Source organism: Corallococcus terminator (genome assembly GCF_003611635.1).
In the GTDB taxonomy this organism is placed as follows: Bacteria; Myxococcota; Myxococcia; order Myxococcales; family Myxococcaceae; genus Corallococcus; species Corallococcus terminator.
Map to the genome: position 1 here is coordinate 1 of NZ_RAVZ01000525.1, position 4,235 is coordinate 4,235.

Genomic DNA, 4,235 nt, shown 5'->3' on the forward strand with positions numbered 1-4,235 from the left:
GCGCCGTGGCGGAGCGTGCTGTATCCGGAGACGTGGCAGCCGGGGTACACGCGGCCGGGCAACGCGTCGCAGTTCCTGCATGACTTCTCCTACGCGGGCTACCGGCAGCGGCAGGCGGAGCCGCCGGTGCGGATGGACCGGGTGCTGGATGTGACGCAGGCGCCGTACTTCGCGGACAACACGGGCGCGTCGGACGTGACGGCGGTGTTGCAGCAGGCCATCAACGACGCGGGCGCGGTGGCGGGTGGCGGGGTGGTGTACCTGCCCCGGGGCACGTACCAGGTGGCGCCTCCGGCGGGCAAGGCGTACGCGCTGTACATCGGCAAGAGCAACGTGGTGCTGCGCGGGCAGGGCGCGACGGCGACGTTCCTCTACAACTCGGCGACGAACATGCGCCTGAAGAAGGTCATCCTGGCGGGCCCGCGCGAGTCTTCGGTGTCCTGGACGTCCGCGGCGACGGCGTCGGTGGCGCTCACGCAGGACGCGGCCAATCTGGCGACGCGCATCCAGGTGGCGAGCGTGGCCAGCTACCCCGTGGGCACGTGGCTGGTGGTGCGGGCGGACCTGACGGCGGCGCGCAGCGAGGAGCTCAACATGGGCACCACGTGGACGTCGCTGCCGGGGCCGTCCTTCTACCGGCGGGTGGTGGCGGTGGATGCGGCCACGCGGACGCTGACGCTGGACATCCCGCTGCGCCAGGGGCTGCTGATGCGCGACGGGGCGCGCGTGTATGGCATTCCCGCGCACCTGACGGAGGTGGGCATCGAACACCTGTCCATCGGCATGCGGGAGAACGCCACGCCGGGCACGGGTGAGGAGGACTACAGCGTGCCGGGCAAGGGCGCGTACGAGATGCACGATGCGGTGGCGGTGCGGATGAGCCACGTGGTGGACGGGTGGATCCGCGGCGTCAACTCCTACCGCCCGCCGTCCAACACGCGGGACGTGCACCTGCTGTCCAACGGCATCGACCTGGATTACTCGCGCAACATCACCGTGGACTCGAGCCAGATGGAGAAGCCCCAGTACATGGGCGGTGGCGGAAACGGCTACCTGTATTCGATTCGCGGCAGTGACAGCCTCTTCAAGGACAGCGTGGCGTACGGAGGGCGGCACAACTTCGACTTCCGCTCCATGCACACCACCGGCAACGTGCTGTTCAACAACCGCGCGTCCAACGGGGACAAGGTGTCTGACTTCCACATGCACCTGAGCGCGGCGAACCTGGTGGACAACACCACGCTCTACCTGGAGCGCTTCGAGGCGGCGGACCGGACGCCCTACGGCACCGTCAGCCACGGCGTCACCACGACGCAGAGCGTGTTCTGGAACACCAACGGGGCGAAGCCGCCGGCCTACGGGGGCTCCAGCATGGTGCGCTCGCATCAGTACGGGCAGGGCTACGTGATTGGCATGCGCGGCAGCGCGACGACCGTGGATGTCGCGGTGACGACGAAGACGGCGCCCGCGGACCTGGCGGAGGTGGCGACGTCCGGGAATGAACTGGTGCCGCAGTCGCTCTACGTGGACCAGACGCAGAGGCGCCTGGGGCGCGCGGTGGAGCACGACGCGAGGGCGCTGGTGTACCAGGCGGAGAACCTGAAGCCGACGAGCGCCGGGGACCTGTCGTCCACGAACGTGGAGACGGGCGCGGAGATGGGCGGCATCCGCTACCACAACACGAACGCGGTGGGCGCGAAGGTGACGTACACGCTCATGCCACGCACGGTGGGCACGTTCGCGGTGCGGGTGCTGACCAAGCGCAACAACGGGCGCGGGCAGTACCAACTGGACGTGGGGGGCGTGGCGGTGGGCGGGACGCGGGACGAGTACTCCAGCGGCACGGCGTACGCGGAGGTGGAGCTGGGGACGGTGACGTTCACCGACCTGGAGCCCAAGCTGTTCACCTTCACGGTGGTGGGGAAGAACGCGGCGAGTGCGGGTTACAACGTCGCATTGGACGCCATCCGACTCGTCCGGCGGTAGGGCGCGGCGCGCCTCTGGGAGGCGCGGGCGGACCGGGGTATAGACGGGCCCATGCACGTCTATGCCGCCGCGTTGGCCCAGGAGCTGGGCATCAAGCCGGAGCAGGTGGACCGGACCCTCGCGTTGCACGAGGAGGGGGGCACGGTCCCCTTCATCGCACGCTACCGCAAGGAGGCCACGGGGGGCCTGGATGAGGTTCAAATCCAGGCCATCCTCGACCGTTCCTCGGAGCGCGCGGAGCTGGATGGGCGGCGCGACACCATCCTGCGCAGCATTGAGGAGCAGGGGAAGCTGACGCCGGAGCTGTCCAAGGCGCTCCAGGCGGCGCGCACGCGCGCGGAGCTGGAGGACCTGTACCTGCCCTACAAGCCCAAGCGGCGCACGCGCGCGGCCATCGCCCGGGAGAAGGGGCTGGAGCCGCTGGCGGACCTCGTGTGGAAGCAGGAGGGGCAGCGCGGGGAGAACGTGGACGCGCGCGTGAAGCCCTACGTGGACACGGAGAAGGGCGTCGCGGACGTGGCCGCCGCGTTGGCGGGAGCGCGCGACATCTGCGCCGAGCGTGTGGCGGAGGACGCGAAGCTGCGGCGTGAGGCCCGTGACCTGTGCACGCGGAGGGGTTCGCTGCGCTCGGACGTGGTGCCGGCGAAGAAGGGCGAGACGACCAAGTTCGAGAACTACTACGGCCACGAGGAGCCGCTGTCGCAGGCCCCGTCCCACCGCGTGCTGGCGCTGTTGCGTGGGGAGGAGGAGGGCGTGCTGAAGGTGAAGCTCGGCCTGCCGGACGACGAGGTGAAGGGGCTCTTCACCGGGCGCGTGGTGACCCGGCCGCAGTCGCTGTTCGCGGGGGAGCTGCGCGCGGCAGTGGAGGATGGGTGGGAGCGGCTGATGGGGCCGTCGCTGGAGTCCGAACTGCGCACGGAGCTGAAGGAGCGCGCGGACAAGGGTGCCATCGGTGTCTTCGGTGAGAACCTGCGGCACCTGCTGCTGACGGCTCCGGCCGGGGCGCGCGCGGTGCTGGCATTGGACCCGGGACTGCGCACGGGCATCAAGCTGGCGATGATGGACGTGACGGGGACGGTGGTGGAGACGACGACGCTGTACTCGGAGCGCAGCGCGGACGAGCGGGCGCGGGCGGCGAAGTTGTTGGAGGCGGTGGTGCGCAAGCACAAGCCGGAGCTCATCGCCGTGGGCAACGGCACGGGCAGCCGGGAGGCGGAGCTCTTCACGCGGGACACGCTGAAGGCGCTGGGCCTCCAGATTCCGGTGGTGTCGGTGAGCGAGCAGGGCGCGTCCATCTACTCCGCGTCGGAGGTGGCGCGAGAGGAGTTCCCGGAGCTGGACGTGTCGCTGCGCGGCGCGGTGTCGATTGGCCGGCGGTTGCAGGACCCGCTGGCGGAGCTGGTGAAGATCGACCCGAAGAGCATTGGCGTGGGGCAGTACCAGCACGACGTGGACCAGGGCCTGCTCAAGAAGAAGCTGGGCGAGGTGGTGGACTCGTGCGTGAACGCGGTGGGCGTGGACGTGAACACCGCGTCACCGCAGTTGCTGGAGCACGTGTCCGGCGTGGGGCCGTCGTTGGCGAAGAAGCTGGTGGCGCACCGGTCGGCGAAGGGGCGCTTCACCACGCGGCGGGAGCTGCTGAAGGTGAGTGGCCTGGGGCCGAAGACGTTCGAACAGGCGGCGGGCTTCCTGCGCGTGCGCGGGCCGGAGCCGCTGGATTCGAGCGCGGTGCACCCGGAGCGCTACTCCGTGGTGGAGCGGATGGCGAAGGACCTGGGCGTGGACGTGGCCTCGCTGGTGGGCAACGCGACGCTGGTGCGCAAGATTGAAGCGAAGCGCTACCTGGGGCCGGAACTGGGCGAGCTGACGCTGAAGGACATCCTGGCGGAGCTGGAGAAGCCGAGCCGCGACCCGCGTGGTGACTTCACGGCGCATGCGACGCGGGATGACCTGCGCTCGCTGGAGGACGTGAAGGAGGGGATGGTGTTGCAGGGCACGGTGACGAACGTGACGGCGTTTGGCGCGTTCGTGGACGTGGGGGTGCATCAGGACGGGCTGGTGCATGTGTCGCAACTGTCCACGCGCTTCATCAAGGACGCGTCGGAGGCGGCGAAGGTGGGCGACAGGCTGACGGTGAAGGTGCTGACCGTGGACCTGGCGCGCAAGCGTCTGGCGTTGTCCGTGAAGGCGTTGCAGGAGGGCGGAACGCCGCAGGCCTCCGGGAAGCCCGCGGTGGGCGGGGCCACGGG

General features: G+C 69.8%; 2 protein-coding genes. Both read left to right on the forward strand.

Annotation, left to right across the window (positions count from 1 at the left end):
* On the forward strand, positions 1-1,986 hold a 1,986-nt coding region (locus D7V88_RS39380; protein ID WP_120545660.1), incomplete at its 5' end, for a glycosyl hydrolase family 28-related protein.
* Positions 1,987-2,037: 51 nt separating this feature from the next.
* Positions 2,038-4,235, forward strand: a 2,198-nt coding sequence (locus tag D7V88_RS39385; protein WP_147449075.1) for a Tex family protein, incomplete at its 3' end; no start/stop codon positions are given.